At 43.0% G+C, this 19,877-nt stretch carries 17 protein-coding genes; 5 read left to right on the forward strand and 12 right to left on the reverse strand.

Annotation, left to right across the window (positions count from 1 at the left end):
* Positions 1-81 precede the first annotated feature (81 nt).
* The 4 genes from ENLAB_RS06185 to ENLAB_RS06200 are packed head-to-tail and all read right to left on the reverse strand — an operon-like array spanning position 82 to position 5,053.
* Positions 82-1,734 (reverse strand): extracellular solute-binding protein, encoded by a 1,653-nt coding sequence (locus ENLAB_RS06185; protein ID WP_061053315.1) that lies wholly within the window; start codon positions 1,732-1,734, stop codon positions 82-84.
* 21 nt (positions 1,735-1,755) lie between these two features.
* Entirely contained in the window at positions 1,756-2,670 is a 915-nt protein-coding gene (locus ENLAB_RS06190; protein ID WP_142425028.1) for a carbohydrate ABC transporter permease, read from the reverse strand.
* Positions 2,671-2,685: 15 nt separating this feature from the next.
* Positions 2,686-3,639, reverse strand: coding sequence for an ABC transporter permease (locus ENLAB_RS06195; protein ID WP_008379472.1), 954 nt, complete (start codon positions 3,637-3,639; stop codon positions 2,686-2,688).
* Between the two features lie 55 nt (positions 3,640-3,694).
* The gene (locus tag ENLAB_RS06200; RefSeq protein ID WP_195266190.1) at positions 3,695-5,053 is read right to left on the reverse strand and encodes an alpha-L-fucosidase; all 1,359 of its coding nucleotides are present in this window, start codon (positions 5,051-5,053) and stop codon (positions 3,695-3,697) included.
* 297 nt (positions 5,054-5,350) lie between these two features.
* On the opposite strand from ENLAB_RS06200, the gene ENLAB_RS06205 reads away from it, so the two are divergent.
* Genes ENLAB_RS06205 through ENLAB_RS06220 form a run of 4 tightly spaced genes read left to right on the forward strand, consistent with a single transcriptional unit; the run spans position 5,351 to position 9,700 of the window.
* Positions 5,351-5,983 carry a YesL family protein gene (locus tag ENLAB_RS06205; RefSeq protein ID WP_244353118.1) on the forward strand — a complete coding sequence of 211 codons (633 nt, stop codon included), beginning with the start codon at positions 5,351-5,353 and terminating at the stop codon, positions 5,981-5,983.
* Complete coding sequence (locus ENLAB_RS06210) at positions 5,983-7,854, forward strand: beta-N-acetylhexosaminidase (RefSeq protein WP_244353120.1); 1,872 nt, start codon at positions 5,983-5,985, stop codon at positions 7,852-7,854. Before ENLAB_RS06205 ends, ENLAB_RS06210 begins: the two co-directional genes overlap by 1 nt.
* Before the next feature lie 18 nt (positions 7,855-7,872).
* The gene (locus tag ENLAB_RS06215) at positions 7,873-8,370 is read left to right on the forward strand and encodes a hypothetical protein (protein ID WP_096741751.1); all 498 of its coding nucleotides are present in this window, start codon (positions 7,873-7,875) and stop codon (positions 8,368-8,370) included.
* A gap of 25 nt (positions 8,371-8,395) precedes the next feature.
* Positions 8,396-9,700, forward strand: coding sequence for an alpha-L-fucosidase (locus ENLAB_RS06220; RefSeq protein WP_244353122.1), 1,305 nt, complete (start codon positions 8,396-8,398; stop codon positions 9,698-9,700).
* Between the two features lie 239 nt (positions 9,701-9,939).
* On the opposite strand, the gene ENLAB_RS06225 is transcribed toward ENLAB_RS06220, so the two are convergent.
* The 8 genes from ENLAB_RS06225 to ENLAB_RS06260 all read right to left on the reverse strand — a co-directional run bounded on the left by ENLAB_RS06225 (position 9,940) and on the right by ENLAB_RS06260 (position 18,734).
* The gene (locus ENLAB_RS06225; RefSeq protein ID WP_244353124.1) at positions 9,940-10,440 is read right to left on the reverse strand and encodes a GNAT family N-acetyltransferase; all 501 of its coding nucleotides are present in this window, start codon (positions 10,438-10,440) and stop codon (positions 9,940-9,942) included.
* A gap of 152 nt (positions 10,441-10,592) precedes the next feature.
* Entirely contained in the window at positions 10,593-11,894 is a 1,302-nt protein-coding gene (locus ENLAB_RS06230; RefSeq protein ID WP_244353126.1) for a beta-N-acetylhexosaminidase, read from the reverse strand.
* Positions 11,895-11,913: 19 nt separating this feature from the next.
* Positions 11,914-14,181, reverse strand: a complete 2,268-nt coding sequence (locus ENLAB_RS06235) for a helix-turn-helix domain-containing protein (protein ID WP_369522128.1) — start codon at positions 14,179-14,181, stop codon at positions 11,914-11,916.
* A 129-nt stretch (positions 14,182-14,310) separates the two neighbouring features.
* A complete protein-coding gene (locus tag ENLAB_RS06240) occupies positions 14,311-15,201 on the reverse strand; it encodes an ROK family protein (protein ID WP_086291657.1) in 891 nt (296 codons plus the stop codon).
* A 562-nt stretch (positions 15,202-15,763) separates the two neighbouring features.
* Positions 15,764-16,300 (reverse strand): flavodoxin domain-containing protein, encoded by a 537-nt coding sequence (locus ENLAB_RS06245; protein WP_140965361.1) that lies wholly within the window; start codon positions 16,298-16,300, stop codon positions 15,764-15,766.
* A gap of 33 nt (positions 16,301-16,333) precedes the next feature.
* Positions 16,334-16,903, reverse strand: a complete 570-nt coding sequence (locus ENLAB_RS06250; protein WP_140965362.1) for a TetR/AcrR family transcriptional regulator — start codon at positions 16,901-16,903, stop codon at positions 16,334-16,336.
* Between the two features lie 280 nt (positions 16,904-17,183).
* Entirely contained in the window at positions 17,184-18,365 is a 1,182-nt protein-coding gene (locus ENLAB_RS06255) for an AI-2E family transporter (protein WP_077452243.1), read from the reverse strand.
* A 15-nt stretch (positions 18,366-18,380) separates the two neighbouring features.
* Positions 18,381-18,734 (reverse strand): PTS glucitol/sorbitol transporter subunit IIA, encoded by a 354-nt coding sequence (locus ENLAB_RS06260; protein WP_077452244.1) that lies wholly within the window; start codon positions 18,732-18,734, stop codon positions 18,381-18,383.
* 118 nt (positions 18,735-18,852) lie between these two features.
* On the opposite strand from ENLAB_RS06260, the gene ENLAB_RS06265 reads away from it, so the two are divergent.
* Positions 18,853-19,875: a lactonase family protein gene (locus ENLAB_RS06265; RefSeq protein ID WP_034878296.1), complete on the forward strand. Its 1,023-nt coding sequence runs from the start codon at positions 18,853-18,855 to the stop codon at positions 19,873-19,875.
* Positions 19,876-19,877: the final 2 nt, after the last annotated feature.

Below are 19,877 nucleotides of genomic sequence, written 5' to 3' on the forward strand. Positions count from 1 at the left end.
TCTTTTGACTCCTCTATCTATTTTTTGAAAAAAAACGGGTGGAGATTGATTGTCTCGACCCGTTTCCCTTATCGTATGATATTAGTTTGCTTTCCAGCGGTCATAGGCCGTTTGATAGACTTCGACATATTCGTCAATGCCCATTGCTTCGATCGTTTTCACATAATCGTCCCAATTGTCTAATGGCTCGACACCTGTGATAAACTTCGCTTCCATTTGTTCTACATAAGTTGTCAAATCAGTGGCAGTGGCTGCTACTTTGTCATTTTCTTCAATCGTTAAATACAGTAGCGGGAATGGTACTTCAGCGATATCTTCCATCTTTTCTGCCGTTTCTTGTGCAACCCAATCACTAAAACGAGTATCTGGTTCTTCATCAGCCGTTTTGCGGATATGGTATTCACCTGTTGTATCAATGACAATGTTTGGTGTAGTCAATCCATACGCCGGCGTGATTTTGCCGCGTTCGTCTTCCGTGTTGTCTGTATCAATGCCATCCACATAAACCCGGACTTTTTCGCCATCCGCATTTTCTTGGTACTCCCAAAGAACACCTTCTGGCCCTTGTTCAATATATTTTGTGCCTTCTTCCGAATAGAAGTAATCCACCCAACGCATGGAAGCTTCTGGGGAAGGATTGACATTGGTCAATGCAAAAGTTCCGCGGGAGATTCGTGGACTGCCAGGAATCTTGGCTTCTGGTGCCCATTCAGAGGTCAACGGTTGGAACATCGGATCGTTCATTGCCTCTGCCTCACTACGACCAGTAGTAAAGAAGCTGAAATAGTCAGCAAAAAGCCCTAGTTGATTGTTTTCACCCTTCGCTTTTTTCTGCTCATCGGACTGTCCATAAACTTCTTTATCCAGTAATCCTTCATCGTACAGTGTATTCATGTATTCCAAGAATGCTTTGTAGTTTTCTGATGTCGGTGTGTAGGAGACCACATCATCGTCCACTTGAATCCCGCGAGTCCGTAATCCAAAGGCGGCCATCAACCAAACACGTGTCGAGTTCATATCGACATCCGTCAATGGAATCTCGTCTGCTTGACCATTTCCGTTAGGATCTTCGTCTTTGAAACGCGTCAACAATTCTTGCAGTTCCTCTGTGGTTTTCGGCAGTTCTGATACGCCTAAATTATCTAGCCACGTGCCGTTGTACCACATCGGGCCTTGCCACCAGATTGAAGTCGCATTCCGCGAGATCATCGGTAAGGAGTAAATGTGCCCATCTGGCGTGGTGATCGATTTTAAAATAGAAGGATCTTCTTGCGTCAGTGCATAAAGATTTGGCATGATTTCTGGCGTGATATACTCCTCTAAGGGAAGTAAAATCCCTTGTGAACCGTAATCGATCTCCATCGAAGCAGTCAGTGCTTGCGAACCAGCACCGTAAACGATATCCGGCAAGTCGCCGGAAGCAAAGGCTAAGTTCAGTTTCGTACTAAAGTCAGCCGATGGCGGTGTCGTATAAGTCAGTTTGATACCGGTTTTTTCTTGGTAATCCTGTAACGTCGGCATGTCTTCCCACTCGGCCATTCCCACGCCTGGTGCCATGATATTCAAGGTCAGCTCTTCGCCTTCTTTGATGATTGGAAATTGGCTGTCATGATTGATAGCAACCTCTTTCTTTTCTCCAGTTCCCTCATCTGAAGAATTGCCGCAGGCACCCAAGACGAGGGTACTGCATAAAGCGACACCCGCCATTCCTAAAAGTTTCTTTTTTAATCCCATTTTCTTCCTCCTTTGATTTTTTTATCCTTTAATTGAACCGACCATCATGCCCTTGACAAAATACTTTTGTAAGAACGGATAGACGATGATTACCGGTAACGAAGAAACGATCATGACACCGTACTTGATGACTTGAGCGAGTTGCTGTTTGCTGTATAGCATATTCGCCATTTCTGAAGTCACATTGCTGACGGTATTTGAAGACATATCTTGAAGAATCAAAATTTCTCTTAAAATCATCTGCAGCGGGTACATCGATCGATCAGAAAGATAGATCAATGCGTTAAAGAAGCTGTTCCAATGTCCGACGCCATAGAACAAAGCCATTACCGCAATGATCGGCGTTGATAATGGTAAAACGATCTGCATGAATAGCCGAAAATCGGAACAACCATCCACAATCGCTGCTTCTTCCATCTCTCGCGGAATTGTGGATTGAAAAAACGTTCGTGTGACAACCACATTGTAAACCGAGACGGCCCCTGGAATCACCAGTGCCCAAACGGTATTCAGCATGCCTAAGCTGCGAATCAGCAAATAGCTGGGAATCAAGCCACCAGACAGGAACATGGTGACCAGCATAAAATTGGTGAAGGCCCGTCGCCCATAAAAATCCTCTCGCGATAACGCATAGGCACAAGGCAAGGTTACCAAGAGATTGATCGATGTTCCTAACACTGTATAGTAGATCGTGTTCAAATAGCCACGCCAGATACTGCTGTTGCCCAATAATGTTCGATAACCTTCGAAGGTGACCCCTTTTGGTAAAAGCCACATTTCACCAGAGTTTACCAAATGCGGATTTGAGATCGAAGCGCTGACGATATAGATCAGCGGATACAAAACGATCAGCAATGAAATTGCTAAAAACACATAAACAAAGATCAAAAAGATTTTATCAGCACGGGTATCTTTTATTAAAGAAGTTGTTTTCACTTTTGGTTCTCCCTCCTACAATAGACTAGAATTGCTTAAACGTTTGGCGATATGATTGACTACGATCAACAATACGGAATTGATCAGTGAGTTAAATAGGCCGACTGCCGCAGCAAAACTGTACTGCGCATCTAACAGCCCTTGCTGGTATACAAAGGTCGCAATCACATTCGAGGATTGCATATTCAAAGGATTCTGCATCAAGATGATTTTTTCAAACCCAACTGACATCAAGCTGCCGAAGCTCATGATCAATAAGATCACCATCGTGGGCATGATCGTTGGAATATTGATATACCAAACGCGTTGCAGACGAGAAGCGCCATCGATCGTTGCCGCTTCGTGCAGTTGCGTATCGACTCCAGATAGAGCTGCCAGATAAATCACAGACCCCCATCCCGTTCCTTGCCAAACTCCGGACAGGACATAAATCGTTTTAAACCAACGGGGATTGGTCATAAAGCTGATCCGCTCGAAACCCAAAAATTCTAATAGGTGATTGATGATCCCTGTTGAGGGAGATAAGAAAGCAATGACCATACCAACCATGACCACCACAGCAATAAAGTTTGGGGCATAGGTGACTGTTTGGGTAATTTTTTTAAACGGGCCGTCTTTGATCTCATTCAAAGCCAATGCCAAGATGATCGGCAGCGGAAAACCGACAACCAATGAATAGATACTGATTCCTAAAGTATTTTTGATGAGTTCCCAAAAATAATAGGAATCGAAGAAACGTTGAAAATGTTTAAATCCAACCCAAGGACTGCCCAAAATCCCTAATGATGGCATGTAATCCTTGAATGCAATAATGATTCCATACATCGGTCCATAAGAGAAAATCAAAATAATCAAAAATGCTGGTAACACAAACAAGTACAATTGCCGATTTTTCTTGATCTTCATTTTTATATCTTGTTTCTTTGTTTTAGGTACTGAAACGGTTTGTCTGATTGGCGCTGTTTCCATTCTTCCTCCTCCTTGCTTGGTGTTAGCCTTATCATGAATTGTATTCGCTTTCAAATCAATGTGTATTTTTTTCCCTATGTGTCGAAACGCGAATCCCAACTGCCCCAACGTTCGGGTGGCTGATATCCGACCATAAGAGATACGGTTCATCAGCATTTTTATAGATTGGTAACGGTTTTTTAGTAGCTAGATCAATTAGCTCGTCTTCTTCAGTTGCGCCGATCTCTGTTAAAGGAATCTGTTCGCAAACCACTGCAGCGATACTGCGAAATGCAAAATGAGCCTTGCCGTCTTTTTGATAGGTCAAATGCCATTCATTTGGCCAAGCTGTTGGTCTCGCCCGCGTTTCATAGATGCCTTCACCATATAGCGCCAACCAATTGCCGATTTCTTCTAAGCGTTGGGTCTCTTCGAATGTAAATTCGCCCTCAGGTGTTGGGCCAACACCTAAAATCAAATTTCCCCCTTTGCTGACTACATCAATCAAGGTTTCCAGCAGTTCTTGGCTGCTCTTGAAGGTATCATTCGGCACATACCCCCAATCATTCCCAATCGGGATATTGCTTTCCCAAACTTTTTTAGGAATTTCCGCTAATGCAGGAATTTTGCGTTCCGGTGTCACATAATTTTCATGACGGCCACCCATCATCCGATCAACGATGATCAATTCCGGCTGTTTCTCACGCGCAATCTCAGCTAAACGATCCATTTGTAGGTCTTCTTTGCCTTGTCCGCACCAACCGGCATCTAACCAAAGAAAATCGACTGTTCCGTAATTGGAAGTAATCTCTGCAATCTGGCGATGCACAAACGACACATAGCGCGCCCAAATTTCTGGATGAAGGTGGGTGTCGTAGCTGGCATGACGGCCTTTGACCGTATCATCATCCAACCAGTAAAAAGGAGAATACCAGTCAGCTTTAGAATAGTAGGCTCCTGTTGCAATCCCTACTTCTCGAAATGCCGTAAACACTTCTTGCAATATATCGCGTTTAAAGGGACTTAATTTCCCACCGATTTTAAACTCTGATTCCATAGTATTGAACATCGAAAACCCGTCATGATGCTTTGTCGTGAACAAACAGTACTTAAATCCTGCATCCTTACAGATCTTGGCCCATTTGCGGGTATCCAGCTTCTTCGGCTCAAATTGATTGATCAACTGCCAATAATCCAAACGTAGTGCTTCGATAGTTTCTCGATAGGGCTGGTTTTCTCTAGCCCATTCATCTTTTTCAGATAATTGCCATGATTCAACGATCCCCGCTTCGGCATACAGCCCATAATGGAAGATCACTCCGAATTTCAAGTCTTGAAACCATTCCAGACGCTGCTTGAGCATTTCTGTTTCTGGGACCCACGCTGCTTGCTCTCTCTCCTTGGCTTCTTCAATATCGCCGCGAATTTTTGTCATGCATTTGCACTCCTTTCTTTGTTCTAAATGTAAGCGAAAAAAAGTCCATCTAACAATATGTAACTTTTTTCACTGTGTTAAACCAAGCAAGAGCGTTTGCAAAATTTGTAATGAAGAAAGCTTCCTTCCATAAAAACGTGAGGAGAAATAAAGCGGGTCAAACATATTTGCTGTGTTTTTCCTGTATGGGATGTGTGTTTTTTTTCATCCATGCCCACTATCCATGGATCAATGGTACGATAAGGGCAACAATTAAAGCGGATACAATATGGTTATCCGTAAGAAAGTGAGGATCTTATGAAACAATCCAGTGGTCTTTATCATGTTTCCTATCAAGTCGGTGAATGGCTCCTCCATTGCCTAAAATTGCAGTTTCTTTGGTTCTATTGGGTTTTGCGATACGGGATATTTTTAGGGATTTTTCCTGCTACCGCTACGATCATCCAAGCTTTTTTCGACAGTTTCCAAAAAAAGGGACGACCAGCGGCTTTGAAGCCTTGGTTCAGAACTGTCGTGAAAAAAAATTTCCGTCGCGCCAATCAATTAGGAGCCATGCAAGTGGGTTTGCTGCTTTTCTTATGGCTAGAATTGCGCATCTCTAGTACCTTTATCCAAAATAGCTTGCTTCACTTTTTTTTGCTGCTGTTGTTTATCAGTGCCCTTTTGATCAGCTTGTATCTGCTGCCAGTATATTTGCGTTATGACTTGCCCCTTCTTCACTATTTTAAGCAAGCAGTAATACTGATGGTTATCAGTGTTCCCCAAACGATTGCGATGATTTTGGGAATCTTAGTAACTACAATCATTTTGACTTTTTTGCCAATCTTATTAGTCATCGGCTTTGTTCCCTTTTTCCTATTCCCCAGTAGCTGGTTCTCTTTTCAAGCGATTCAGCGCTCGGAATCACTGATGAAAGAAGGACGCTCGTGATGAAGGACATTTTTATCCAAAGTAATGAAAACCTCGATGATTTTTTTAGTCACGCACTGCAAGAACTAGAATTGAGGGAAACGCAGAATGGCCATCCCTTGCGCTTGATTCATCGACCCGGTTCCCTGAAAATTTGCCACGGCCCACTAGAAACGATCATTTACTATCAAGAAAAAGCCCATTTGTTTCGGGCATTAACTTTATGGGTGCATGAAGACCGCCCAGTCTATGTCTTAGAAGAACAGCCGCATTTTGAAGCAATTGGACCAATGATCGATCTGTCCCGCAATGCGGTGATGACCGTCAAAAAGCTGGAACGGTTCATTTTATTAACAAGTAAGATGGGCCTCAATCGCCTCATGCTCTATATGGAAGATACTTATGAAATTCCTGAGTACCCTTATTTCGGACATTTGCGCGGTCGTTATACCCAAGTAGAATTAAAGGCTCTAGATACCTATGCCCAAGCCGTAGGAGTAACTTTGATTCCAGCGATTCAAACATTGGCACATTTGACGAATCCTTTAAAGTGGCAGTTCGCTGGAAATATTCGGGACACAGAAGATATTCTACTGGTGGGAGAAGAAGAAACGTATACTTTTTTGGAAGCAGCGATCCGTTCGATCCGTTCGTGTTTTACGACGGATCAGCTACACATTGGCATGGATGAAGCTCACCAATTGGGGAAAGGAAAATATTTGGTAGTGCACGGTTTAAAAGACCGTTTCTCGATTATGGCCGAACATCTGCAGCGGGTAGCTGTGCTTTGTCAAAACGTGGGTTTTAAGCCGATGATGTGGAGCGATATGTTTTTTAGGATCGGTGCACCTACTGGTGATTATTACGATCCAGACGTGTGTTTTCCAACAGAATTGTTTGCTGACCTTCCTGCTGTCAAAATGGTTTACTGGGATTATTACCACAATGATTATGCCTCTTATCAGCGAATGTTTGCGAAACATCGGGAATTAAAACAGCCAATCGTCTTTGCTGGAGGTATCTGGACTTGGAACGGTTTGGCGCCGAACTATGGCAAAAGTTTCGCCACCATGCGTCATGCCTTGCAAGCCGCCAAAGAAAACGATGTTCAGGAAGTCTATGCCACACTTTGGGGCGACGACGGAGCTGAAACACCGTTGATTGCTGCGCTACTAGGTTTGCAATATTTCAGTGAAGCACAGTTTGGAAACGACCTTTCGTTAGAGAATTTAACTAAAAAATTTCAGCTCTTTCACCAATCAATAGCCAGCGATTTTTTACTGCTTGATCGCTTTGATCAAACTGCAGGTGTACCAAAAAACAATCCTCACGGAGAAAACCCCAGCAAGCTGCTGCTCTACCAAGACTTGCTGTATGGTTTGTATCATGAAAACTTAACCGATCTTTCTTTAGCATCCCACTATCAAGCATTGGCTCAAGAGTTGGCCGCTGTGAAAGCAACACGGGACACACAAACGATGTTTGCCTTTTATCAGCAACTGGCTGATGTTTTGGCACAAAAAGCCTGTATTACCAACCAGATCACCAGTGCCTATAAAAGCAAGGACTTCACGGAATTGCGCCAAGCAGTCGATGAGCTCAGTGTCTATAAATCCGCCTTGCAATCCCTTTATGAAGCCCATCGTCAAGTCTGGTTTGACTGGAATCGACCTTTCGGTTTTGAGAGTATCGATCTGCGCTACGGCGCCTTGCTGATGCGCTGCGACACGACACTCTGGCGGCTTACTGCCTTCTTGGACGGGGAGCTCGATACTTTGGAAGAATTGACTCAACCGTCCTTACCAATGGTGACCCCTTTCAGCGGCAGTACTTCTGTGGGTCGCAATTTATTTCATGGAATCTATAGTGCGGGGAAAATTTCTGATGTTTAAAAGAAGGAGTGAGAAATTATGAAAACATCCTTGCTGCGCCGAACCATCATCGTGAGTTTACTGGCTGTTGTTAGCCTATTCTTTCTCTATTTTCTAACAACCGATTCTTCTGCTCCAGTTCATGCCCAACCTTCAGAAAAACTGGAGATGACAGGTAATATTACAAATCAAGCAGCGGCGGAGGCTTGTTTGGCAGTGCTGAAAGAAAATTTACAAGCAGCCTCTGACCAAGACGCGACAGCTTATGCCGCCACGCTCGTGGCAGCGGCGCGAGCAGAGACGACCCAAGAATTGGCTGATTTTTTTGCAGAAGAACAGCTGCAGCACACGCTGCTTTCTTTTGAAGTCGTTAAACAAGAGACAGGATCCATGCTGGTCGCGGCGCAACAGAAAACGATCAGCCCAAAAGATTCTTCCTACCGTGATCACATCACAGAGGCTTACCATACTTTCGTTAAGGAAGCAGATGGCTGGAAAATTCAAGAAACAGTCATGACGAATACCGAATTTCTTTAAGTGAGTGAAAAAGGAGTGATTTTTAATGAGAACGTATAGGAATTGGCCTGCCAACTACCCTGACCCAAACTGGTTTCTCCATGATCGGTTTGGCTTATTCATCCATTTCGGCCTATTCAGTATTGGCGCTCGACACGAATGGTTTATGACGACAGAAAAAATTGAACCTACCACCTATCGCGAGAACTATTTTTCTCAGTTTGATCCTGATCTTTTCAACGCGGAGGAATGGGCTCAAACCGCAAAGAAGGCCGGTTTTCAATACATGGTCTTCACGACGAAACATCATGAAGGCTTTGCCCTTTGGGACACCGCGCTCAGCGACTACAAAGTAACCAACACCCCATTCAAGCGAGACCTCTTAGCAGAACTGCTGCCGGCATTTCGCAAGGTCGGCATTAAGGTCGGACTGTATCATTCGCTGATTGATTGGTATCATCCAGATTTCACGCTCGACGGCCTGCATCCGCAACGAGAGACTATTCAAGCCCGTCAAACTAATGACCAGCGGGACATGCGCCGTTATCAAGATTTTTTGGCCGGTCAAGTCACCGAACTATTGACCAATTATGGGACCATTGATTATATGTGGTTTGATTTTCCTTATAGCCATCGAGATTGGGGCTGGTCAAAAGGCAAAGGTGCCGCCGATTGGGATAGCGAACGGATCGAAAAAATTTGTCGAAACCTGCAACCGAACATGCTGCTGAATGACCGTTTGGATTTGGGCCGCGGAATTACCACCCCTGAGCAATTCCAACCAGACAAACCATTAGAAGCGGATGGATTGCCTTTAATATGGGAGGCTTGCCAAACGATGTACGAAACGTGGGGCTATGATCGTGATGCTCAGCACTGGAAATCCAGTGAAATGATGACCAAAATGCTGATTGACACAGTAGCAAAAGATGGGAACTTTCTCTTAAACATCGGCCCGACTGCTCGTGGAGAAATCAACTTACCAACTCGCAGCCATTTAGAAGCTATCGGTTCATGGATGCATTATCATCAGCAAGCGATTATCGGCTGTGGTGCCAGCTCTTTTCAATCGCCTATTGACAGTCGCTACACCCAAAACGGGAATAAACTTTACTTGCACCTCTTCTCCTACCCCTACAAATCCTTGCATCTTCCGGGGCTTGCAGGATGCGTGAAGCATATCCGTTTCTTACATGATGGTTCCGAGTTGTTTTATCGAGGATTTGATCCCGAGGAATTTCTCACTTCAACGGAAGCCATCATCAACAAAGAGGACCTTGTTCTCAGCTTACCCGTCTGCCCACCAGATGTGTTGGTACCAGTGGTCGAAATCACTTTAAAAGAAACATAAGCGCCTATTGCACTGTGCTAAATGAATATTTTTATTGATACAAAAACATTGTCCTTACTTTCTTTACAAAAAAATGACTAGAAACTGATCGTTTCTAGTCATTTTTTATGGCTATTTTTTCAAGAACTCCCCAAATTCAGTTATACGAAAGTAGCGAACTAGCTTGTTGAACAGGTGATGAGAACATCCAGACGAGTTGCTTGCTTAATCCATCCTTAACGGTACTTACCACAGAAGGTTCAAAGTTCCTTGGACAAATAAAGAACAAGATCGTCATTGTTACAACAAGGCGCATTCATCGCACAATTCTGATTATTGAACCAAACACCAGACCCATCTGGAATATAGCCTTGTTTTACATACAGTCTCTGAGCCGATCCATAACCAGTGTGTAAACCTACCCCCAAAGTCACCACGGCAGCTATTTCTCGTGCCTTTTCTTCGGCTGCTTTTAAAAGCTGACTGCCTACCCCTTGTTTTTGATAGGATTCAAAAACATTAAAATCTGCAATTTCTGGATACAAGCCTTTAAATGGCCCGTGCTTTGCTAGAGGGACCAAAGTCAAATACCCGGCAGTTTTGTTGTTTATTTTGGCAAGCAAAACGTCTCTCTCCCCCGCTTCTTGCTCATTTAAATACTCAATCAAGAGCTGCTGGCGAGAAGGCCACCCTTGCTTTAAAAACATTTGATCCATTTCAAGAATATCTTTTCTCTTCAACGGTTGAATATCTATGATCACTTATTTGCTCCATTTCTCCCCTCACTCGGAGTTACGTTCATTTTATCAAAAATACTATTGGCTGTTGTTTCACTTGTCGCTAAACTTATTCAGCATAAAGAAAGCAACAGGGATTGTTAGCGATGCGCCCTTTCACCCAATTCCTCTAACAATCAGCTGAATGTCGCTTCCCACCCATCATAAAGCTTTTGAAATGTCTCTTTTGGTCGGTTTGGCTCATTATAAACTTTTTGGCTAATGGCCGCTTGGAGCCAAAAAATCGCTTGGATCACTTCACGGCTAGTCTGAGCCTCAGGTACATCCGCCCAGACGGATAAGGCGATCGCCTGTGTTTGGGCAAGCTGTTCCTGTGCAACTTGTTGTCCATTGGCAAACGTCGTCAACTGGAATTCATTGCTGATTTTTTCGTAAGTTGGATAGGTATACCCTGCCGCTTCTCCTAAGACATAATAGAAAAAATTATCATTGTGATTGATCATGGTATAGCCCTTTTCAAAAAAGACATCCGTCGGCGCCATATTTTGGTTCCAACGGGTCCAATAGGAGATTTGGCAATTCTCCGTCAACGTTGTCTGCTCTTGGCGATTCAAGCGGTAAAAACCATCATTCCAGACCCGCACAACAAAGCCGAGACTTTCAACAAAGACCGCCAGCTCATTGACATAATCAATAAAGACTTCGATTCCGCTGGCTTTTTCCCCATAGCGCTCGCGGGCTGCTTCGATCATTTGTGGAAAGTTTTCTAACTGGTCAAAATCAATAAACTCATCGGCCCCGATGTGAAAATAAGTGCTGTCTTCAAACAGTTGCGCATATTCCCGATAAACTTCCTGAATAAAGGCTACCGCTTCTGAATCCAAAATGTTTAGTGCTCGATCATCACGCGTGCCAGCTGCTGTCGGCAATTGCCACTGAGGTTTTTGAGCCAACACTTGTCGCAAATGACCAGGAGAATCAAAATCAGGGATGATGGCAATTTCATGGTTTTGGGCATACGCAATCAATTCACGAATCTCCTGCTTGGTCAAATATTCTTCCGAAACAATTTCTGGAAATTGCTGGGATTCAATCCGAAAGCCTTCGTTTTCCGAAAAATGAAGTTGCAGATGCGTGAATTGGAAGCAAGCCATGCTGCGGATGATTGCTTTCAAATCAGCTAGCGAATAGAATTTGCGCCCGATATCGATCATCAGACAGCGTTCTTTAAGCGCTGCTAGACAGCTTTTCTGTGCTAATTGACCCGTCGCCTGATCTCGGCCATATTTGGTTAACGAGTAAAAGGCATGTTCTGGCGAGGACACACTGATTGTTTGGTTTTCAAATCGAAAATCAGCATCCAGCTGCGGATCGACCACTATTTTCGGTAACGGATCTTTCGCCGACTGCCAACCTATTTCCTCAAAAAAGACGGCTGCTCGTTGCTGAGCTTCTGTCAAATCAACTTGTTTGTTCATCTCATTTTCCCTCATACTTTCAATAATTTCTCATTTTTTGGTTCATTTCACGGTATTGCCCTGGTGTCACACCCACTATTTTTCGGAACTTTCTCGTATAATTGGAAACATCATAATACCCATTGTTGCGAATAATTTCTTTGATCGGCAAATCTGTCTCAATCAGTTCCTCTTTGATTTTTTTCAGCCGTAGTTCTTGAATATATTTGGAGAAGGTTTTGCCGCTTTCTTTTTTTACAAAACGGCTGACATAAGAGACAGATACACCCACTTCTTCTGCCACCGATTCCAAGGAGAGCTGTGAGGAATGGTAATTTTCTTGGATAAAACTGAAGATTTTCTCATTCATTTCCGACTCATCATCCAGCGGTTGTTTCTGCACCTTCGTGCAAATCTGCTGGGCAATCGTTAACAAGGCCGTTTGCAATTGATTCAAGCTGTTGAAATCAGCACTTTCAGAAGCGGTATGCAGTACTTCTGCCCCCACCAATTCACCGCCGACTTGTGCGATCGTATTCAACAAGTAGTAGCCATACATTTTTTGGACACGCGGCGAAGTCTGTTTACTCTCGCCTTCTTCGATCAACCGCTGGATCGTTTCACTGGCAATCTCAATATTTCCTTGATTCAAGGCTTGGATCAATTTTAATTTTTGATTGTCTGGATAATTGATTGGCAAATGATTGGTCTCTTTGGAAAGCTCTGCATAGTAGCTGATTTGCTTGCCTTGACTCCCTTGATTTTCCAGTGCTGCCAACCCTTCGATATAGGATTCATTGATGGCGGTTAGTTGATCGACCGTCATCCCGACACCCATTGTGGGTGTTAGGGAGATCGCATGGGTTATTTTTTCCGCAATGGCATCCACAATTTCTTTTTGTTCTTTGCCATCAACAAACCCTACGGTCAACGCTAGCATTTCTTTGGATAAAATTTCCGTCGCATATGCCGTATAATCTGCCTCTTTGATTTCCTCGATATAATCGATCAGAAATTTTTTATCTCCTTGCTTGGCTTTGGAATCCACAGTTTTCGTATCAATGGCGATCACAAAGTAGTTTGACTTAGGAAAGCAGACATGAACTGCTTCCAAAAGCAGACCCAATTCTTGCTCGGACCGAAAACGTCCGCTCATTAATTTGCGCAACACTTGCTCTCTGGCATGAGGTGTTTGCAGGCGGACTTCCTGATGCAGTTCTTGGTGCTCAACCAAAAATGCCGCCAAGGTATTATGGACATCATCCATCGAATGAAGGGTCATTTTGGGGTCCCGATGAAACTCCTGAACTAGATTCTCTATTTTGCGAATCGGCCGATAACTTCGTAAACCAAGTATCACTACTGCGGTGATCCCCGTAAACAATATGGCGATAAATACTAGGACGAACTGCTCTTGGACACGGTTAACCGATGCCAGCGCTTGATTCGGATTAGCAACGGCTACCACTGAAATATTCAATTCTTTATTGGCAATTGCTTGAACAAAATACGTCGATTGTTCAAACCGCATTCGTCCTGTTTGAATGCCTTTTTTCATGCGCTCGGGATGATTTAAAAAGCGTGCTAACTCATCATTGGTGGTACTGGCTAATAACTGGTACTCATCATTGATAATATAGGTGTTACTGATCCCAATGTTGTTGCCGAGATCAAGAATTCTCTTCAAATTGTTCTCTTTGATTTCATAGATCGCTGAGCCATAGACAGTCATCTCTTCACTTTGAATGGGAACGATATAAAAGAAGCGGGAATAACGCTGCTCCTCACCGGCGCCTTCTAATGTCAACAATGTAGGCGCTGAGGAATCCAATTGTGCGGCTAACTGTTCCTGGCCCATTTCATTTTTCGGCAGTACTTTTTTCAAAAATGTGTCAAAAGAGAATGATCCTACGGTTGAATACAAGGTTGCTGGGGACTCTTTATAATATAAATAGACTTCTTCGACTAAGTCGTTGGTGATTTTGTATGTTTGCATGGCCTCTCTTGCTTCTTTGGTCAAGTAAGGATGCTGCAAATATGTCAATGAGACAACATGATCATTGGTCATTTTTTGCGTCAGATAATTCAATTGAATAAACGTATTTTCTAAAGAATATTTCAACTGAATTAATTGGTTTCTAGCGGTCAGCATCACTTGTTCATTGATACTTTTGACAGAGGTATCATACCAAATCCATGACACGGCTAAAAAAGGCACTAAAAACACGATTAAATAAGAGCTGATGGCACGAATGATTCCCCTAAATAGTTTTTGACGATTCAGTTCCGTGTACTTTCCCATTTGCATCACCTATTCTCTGTTATTTCGAAAGCTCAAAAACGCTTTCATTTATCGGTACTTATTTAGGAGAAAAGAATGTATGATACTCTAATAAAATACGCTTTATTTCAATAAAAAACAATGCTTTTTTACAAGTCAGCTATCAGGCTTGTATATTCTTAACCAGTTATAACAAGCCCCCAACAAATTAGATTCATTGCCGAAACGACAGGCACAAATTTTGGGCACGATAACCGTACTGGGAATCTGCTCAGCAATCATAGCTAATCGTGCGTTTACATGTGGGATCAAGAAACGGCTCGCACTGATTCCACCGCCAATCAAGATGATTTCCGGATCAATCATATATTGCAGGCTATAGCAAGCTGCCGCCAGCTTATCGACAAAATCAGCTACTACTGGCAGACATCGCGGATCTTGTTCTTGAACCAGTGTATCAATACGCTGACCATTGATTGTTGGGTCTCCGATGCGTTTTGCTGTTTTCTCTACTAAGGTTCTGGTTGACCCTGCGATGCTCCAAAGTTCCCAATCCTTCCTTTCGGTCGGAAAAAGCATATAACCAAACTCTCCTGCTAGTAAGTGTTTGCCGCGAACCAGTTGATGATCGATCATCAAGCCACCGCCAACGGATGTACCTAGAACAATTGTCGCAAAGGACGCACAATTTTGAGCGTGACCCAACCACTTTTCTGCCAATAACGCACAGTTGCCATCATTTTCGGCAGCCACTGGACATTGGTATGTACTGCGCAAATGCTTAACCAGTCTTTTACCAAATCCTTCATATAAAGGGGATGTCATGCCGATTTCTTGGCTTCGGGGATCAACCAGTCCCGTTGAGCTAATAGCAATGCCATCAAATGCTGCTGCATAACATGCATCGATCTGTCGACATATACGTTGCGTGACTGTGGAATATTCCTTGTTCATGGGAAATTGAGTCAATTGTTTACGTTCCCCCTGACTATTCACTAACCCACATTTAATAGCAGTACCGCCAATATCAATTGCTAAAATCCACATTTTGTTGACCTCACAAGGTTTTCTTTTGTCTTAGATTCAGTATACGCAACCGATGTTTTTCTCGACCATATGTATTTCTTGCAGCAATGTGTCAAATCCTTTAAAGCATTGAAAAAGCGCGAAATAGAAGATTTTTGGCATTTAAAAAGAGGACCATTAAAAAGCCAGCGATAGCTTCGTAACTTATTTTTCTAGCACTTGAAAGAGCTGATGTCCCCCTCAACTTCACAAGAATTTGCCTCATTCAAAGCAAAAAACGACCTCATTGGATGTAGTTAACTGAGAAACTAAAAAAGGAAGCCGTTGCATCTCTTTTTCTAATGGGATAAGCGATGTGGATAAAAACAAAAAAAGCGATCACACATAAGGAATCAGCCCATGCGTGATCGGTATTCGATTTAATCATTGATTTTTAGAAATAGATTGAAAACTTTCTAAGAACATATTGGCAAATTCTTGGTAGCAAACAGAACATAAATGCGTAGTAAGAACACTTCATTTTTTTCTCTGACTTATCATTGTTCCTTTGATTCATAAAACCTCAAAAAACTTGTTTGCTCTTTCAAAACAGTTCCTGTTCCAAATAATTCACCAACGGAACCAAGTACTTTTTATCCGTCCAATCGCAATCTTGTCCATTGGCTTCCATGAGCGCCTTCGTCTGTGGGTCATAGGTATGTGGCTCTTTTTTAGCGGCAGCTTTTCTTAACATCTTCACTAAGGTCCGATCAAAAAAGGTCATTTTGCTTTCCTGCCATTGCCCTCTTCCGTAAAAAAGGGGAATGTCCTTTAGCGGACCCGTGAGATTCTGTTCTCTGAGTTTTTTCACAACATCTTCTTCAGGAGCAGAAGCTCCCGCACAAAAGATAAATATCGCTTTGCCTTTTAGTTGATTGCTATTCTTTTTTAAAAAGGACAGTCCAGCAATGCCGGAAGCATAGATTCCCCCACAGAAGATAATTGTGTCATAATCCATTACTTCAGCTATTTTCGCTTTTGGAGTTTCTACGCTAGAAAAACCTGTTGCTTCTTGAAGCCAGTGAACATACTTTTTGACAGCGCCGTATTTCGATTGGTAAACAATAATGCCGTTTTTCATGGGGGAACTCCTCCCTGCAGTTAGGACTGCGACTTATTTTTCTGTGGAATCTATTGCCTGTTTCAAAAACATTTCGTACGCTTTTTCCTGTTGTGCATAGATTTCATCTAGTGGAATACCGGGTGTCGTTACTGAGAAAATCGTGCCGATTCCGATGGTGTAAATCAGCATATGCAAGTGTAGCTGTTTGGCGGTTTCTATGCTAATGTTCAAATCGGCGACAATCCTTTTTGCTACTTGAGGATTCGTTTCCAACTGATACAGCTCTTCTAATGAAGAAACATTCGCTCTTTTTTGTAATACAAAAATTCTCAAAACATGGGGTTCTTCTTTCGCCAGTTGCACATACGCATGTCCAGTACTACGAAACAAATCACGCTTGTCAATATGGGCTGCTAAATACTCTTGTAAAAATTGCCGTGCTCTCTGTTCTACCTCGGTCCGCAGCCCCTCCATATTGGTGCAGTAACTATAAATCGGCTGGACTGAACAGCCTAACTTCTCGGCAATGTTCTTGACGATCACTTGCTCCATACCGCCTTTTCGCGCAATCTCAAAGGCAGCATCAACCACCATTTCCTTTGTTATTCGTTGTTTTGGCATCCATCATACTCCTATACCTTAGTTATATAAACAATTTATATAACTCAATTATATTTATTTGATCCTTAGAAGTCAATCCGTTTCGAGACACCTTTCGATCCTCTTTCTGGAAATAAGTGGGCAGCGTTTCTGTCAGCCCCACCTCTCATAGTCTACTCAAATTTATACGCTATTCAGTTTATAACGATACTGGTTGTTTTATCCGCACAAAAAAGATACAGCCCACAGAAAAAGGCTGTACCGTTGATAATACGTATGGACTCTTTTACATTCGAAGTTGCTAGACTTCGGGTGTCTCCTCTGATGGTGCTTCGGGGATCGGTTCTTCGTCTTCATACAAGGAGGAAACCCGCGTATACCATTCAAATACATGGGTAATGATCACCTTGGCAGCTGCATAGACAGGAATCCCTAAAATGACCCCAACAAGGCCAAATAGTTTTCCTGAAGTCAAGAGGACTAAAAGAATCGTGACAGGATGGATCGACAATTCGTTTCCTAAAACTAACGGTGAGATCAAGCGTCCTTCAATGGTCTGCTCAATGACAAAGACGATCAGGACTTGGATCAGCAATACCGGCCCACCAACAATTCCTAAAAAGACCGCTGGAATCATGGCCAAAAAAGATCCTAAATAAGGGATCAAATTTAAAAAGCCAGCTGCAATGCCTAGTGTGATGGCATAATCTAAGCCAATAATACTAAAGCCGATCATAAACATCACTGCGACCGCAAACGCCACTGTCAGCTGTCCCCGAATATAGGAGGATACCTGGTCATTCATTTCTTTTAAAACGATCAGTGACGGCTGGCGCATTTTGGTTGGTAAAAATTTGACAAAATAAGGGGCTAGTTTGCGGCCATCTTTCAGTAGGTAGAACAAAATAAACGGCATGGTAATGACCGCTAAAACGATCGTCGCAACAGCCCCGAAGAAACTACCTAGATTTTGAATCGTGCTGCGGGAAAGGTTTTGGACGATATCCGTCAGAGAAGAAATCAACTTCTCATTGGAAGCTTCGATCTGCTCTTGGACTTGCGAGAAGATTGGATCAGACAAGATTTCATTCACCTTATTCTCAATAATCGTCAAGTAGCCTGGCAAATTATCCGCAAAACTCATGGATTGCTCTTGAATCTTAGGGATGATCACCACCACACCCCAGACGATCAGACCAACCACTAAAATAAAGAGACCGAAAATACTGTAGATTCGCTTGATCCCTTTTCGTTCTAAGTAGTCAACTGTTGGATTCATCAAGTAATATAAAATGCCCGCCAAAATGATTGGCAATCCGACGATAGCTAAAAATTGCCAGACAGGTTCAAACAAATACGACACTTTCGTAAAGAGCAGCAAAATCAAGAGAATCAATAAAATGACCAGCAAGCTAGTCACTGCTTGATTGTTTAAAAACCATTTCCAAAACCAGGAATGCGGCTTTTTCTGCGTTTCTTTCATGACATTCTTTGCCTCCTAGTTGTACGTCACTTGCATGCCGACTTCGAGGTTCGGCAAAACAGTTGGCGTTAAATAAATCGCACTTGAAAGCGGATCTTCAGCCGGCTCTTCGTCAAAGACAAAGGTCACATGCTGGATCGTTTGCAGGATTTGGTTAGCCACCGTTCCTACATATTGGACTTGATAGGTCTGATCACCAAAAGTGATCTGATTCCCTTTTTTGACGACTAACGCTTGCGAATCAGGAATCGTTTGAATGACTGAATATTCTCGCAGTGTGTCGGTCGCTTCTTCCCCAAAGAAGATGATCATTCTTTCTTGTGAATCGATCGCTTGTGGACCAATTTCTTTGATCGTCCCTTTTTTCATATGACAAACTCCCCTTTCTATCTTCTCGTTTATTATAACATAAAGAGTTTTTCTACCCGCCCAAAACCGCATTCTATGGTAGAATTAAAGAGGAATGAAACTATTAGGAGGTTTTTTTATGTTGCAAACGATTTATTTAGGTACGTACACTCGTCGCGAAAGTAAAGGGATCTATTCGATCGCTTTAGATACGGAAAAAGGAACACTGACCGATTTGACCTTATGTGCGGAAGAAAAAAGTCCGACTTATCTTGCCCGCAGTAAAAAAGAAGCAGTTTACAGCGTCACAGAAGTAGCTGGCAACGGCGGCGCCGCTGCTTATACTCCAGACTTTACCTTGCTGAATACCGCAACGGAAGAAGGCGCACCCCTTTGCTATGTAGCAGTTGATGAAAACCGTCAGCTTTTATATGGTGCCAACTACCACAAAGGTGAAGTGAATGTTTATAAAATTCTAGAAGATGGCAGCATCGAAGCAACAGACAGCATCTACCATGATGAACCCGTCGGCTCTCATGAAAACCAAGACAAACCTCATGTCCATTATACTGACTTAACACCAGACCAACGTTTAGCAGTTTGTGACCTTGGAACGGACCGGGTCTATACTTATGATATTTCAGAAGATGGCAAACTGACAGAAGTTGCCGTTTATGTGGCAGAAGACGGAACTGGTCCACGTCACTTGGTCTTCCATCCAAATAACCAATACGCTTACTTAGTGGGCGAATTAGACAGCTCATTGACTGTTTTACGCTACAATCAAGCAGATGGCAGTTTTGAGAAAATCCAAAAAGTGCCAACGATCCCTGCGGACTTTACGGATTTCAACAGTGGCGCTGCGGTACGTATCTCGAACGATGGACGTTTTGTTTACAGCTCAAATCGCGGCCATAATTCAATCGCTGTTTTTGAAGTAACCGATGAAGGCGCTGGTCTGGCTTTTGTTCAATCAATCTCAACAGAAGGCGACTTCCCTCGCGATTTCGATTTGGACCCGACAAACGATTATCTGGTTTGTGCCAACCAAAATTCTGATAACCTAACGTTATACAAACGCGATGAAGCCACTGGCAAATTGACTGTCTTAGAAAAAGACATCTACGCACCAGAATGTGTCTGCGTCTTATTCAAAAAATAAAG

This window comes from Enterococcus innesii, from assembly GCF_022846515.1.
Classification (GTDB): Bacteria; Bacillota; Bacilli; order Lactobacillales; family Enterococcaceae; genus Enterococcus_D; species Enterococcus_D innesii.

Coding starts and splice junctions, on each gene's coding strand:
- ENLAB_RS06210 (WP_244353120.1), top strand. CDS start 5,983: ATGAAGGACATTTTTATCCAAAGTAATGAAAACCTCGATGATTTTTTT.
- ENLAB_RS06220 (WP_244353122.1), top strand. CDS start 8,396: ATGAGAACGTATAGGAATTGGCCTGCCAACTACCCTGACCCAAACTGG.
- ENLAB_RS06255 (WP_077452243.1), bottom strand. CDS start 18,365: ATGAAAGAAACGCAGAAAAAGCCGCATTCCTGGTTTTGGAAATGGTTT.
- ENLAB_RS06265 (WP_034878296.1), top strand. CDS start 18,853: ATGTTGCAAACGATTTATTTAGGTACGTACACTCGTCGCGAAAGTAAA.
- ENLAB_RS06250 (WP_140965362.1), bottom strand. CDS start 16,903: ATGCCAAAACAACGAATAACAAAGGAAATGGTGGTTGATGCTGCCTTT.
- ENLAB_RS06240 (WP_086291657.1), bottom strand. CDS start 15,201: ATGTGGATTTTAGCAATTGATATTGGCGGTACTGCTATTAAATGTGGG.
- ENLAB_RS06195 (WP_008379472.1), bottom strand. CDS start 3,639: ATGGAAACAGCGCCAATCAGACAAACCGTTTCAGTACCTAAAACAAAG.
- ENLAB_RS06205 (WP_244353118.1), top strand. CDS start 5,351: ATGAAACAATCCAGTGGTCTTTATCATGTTTCCTATCAAGTCGGTGAA.
- ENLAB_RS06215 (WP_096741751.1), top strand. CDS start 7,873: ATGAAAACATCCTTGCTGCGCCGAACCATCATCGTGAGTTTACTGGCT.
- ENLAB_RS06245 (WP_140965361.1), bottom strand. CDS start 16,300: ATGAAAAACGGCATTATTGTTTACCAATCGAAATACGGCGCTGTCAAA.
- ENLAB_RS06185 (WP_061053315.1), bottom strand. CDS start 1,734: ATGGGATTAAAAAAGAAACTTTTAGGAATGGCGGGTGTCGCTTTATGC.
- ENLAB_RS06235 (WP_369522128.1), bottom strand. CDS start 14,181: ATGCAAATGGGAAAGTACACGGAACTGAATCGTCAAAAACTATTTAGG.
- ENLAB_RS06200 (WP_195266190.1), bottom strand. CDS start 5,053: ATGACAAAAATTCGCGGCGATATTGAAGAAGCCAAGGAGAGAGAGCAA.
- ENLAB_RS06260 (WP_077452244.1), bottom strand. CDS start 18,734: ATGAAAAAAGGGACGATCAAAGAAATTGGTCCACAAGCGATCGATTCA.
- ENLAB_RS06230 (WP_244353126.1), bottom strand. CDS start 11,894: ATGAACAAACAAGTTGATTTGACAGAAGCTCAGCAACGAGCAGCCGTC.